Raw genomic sequence first — 599 nt, forward strand, 5'->3', positions numbered from 1 at the left:
CAGTTCCAGGGCCTGTCGGCGTATTACACGGCTCCGGAGGCGGAGCAGTTGTTCGCGACGACGCAGCCGGTCAAGGACCGCGCGGACGCCTTCGCCGACGACCTGGAAACCGTCTCCGGCGCGTTGTCGTCGTATGCGACGGAGATCCGTCCGCTGGTCGACAGGCTGGAGCAGCTGAAGGCGGACGCGACGGCGTTCGTCGACTCGGTCCGGGATGACGACGAGTGGGAGTACGACGGGGACAAGGTCGAGGAGCACAATCAGCTCCGGGACGAGATCACCGAGACGGTGGCGGCGTTCTGGGCGGCGGAACGCACCTGCCACAACAAGATCACCGCCTTGTGGGGCGGCACGCAGATGGTCGCCGGAGACGGCTCCGACCGCACGGACCAGTACGGGTTCAGCGCCGGGGACATGGCGAACGCCCAGCTTCCCTGGGGTGACCCGGTGGAGGAGAAGCATCACTGGTACGAGGTCGGCCACTGGGTGAAGTCCTTCGTCTGGGACGGCCTGATCGTCGACGGCCTCTGGGGCACCATCAAGGGCCTGGGCACGCTGGTCGGCTTCGGCGGCTGGGAGGCGATGGGCCAGGCATGGAA

The 599-nt window shown here is 67.4% G+C and carries 1 pseudogene; it reads left to right on the forward strand.

Annotated features, from left to right (window positions below):
- Positions 1–599: pseudogene (locus GFH49_RS39220) on the forward strand (ADP-ribosyltransferase); the annotation flags it as partial.

The organism is Streptomyces blattellae, assembly GCF_009709555.1.
Lineage (GTDB): Bacteria > Actinomycetota > Actinomycetes > Streptomycetales > Streptomycetaceae > Streptomyces > Streptomyces blattellae.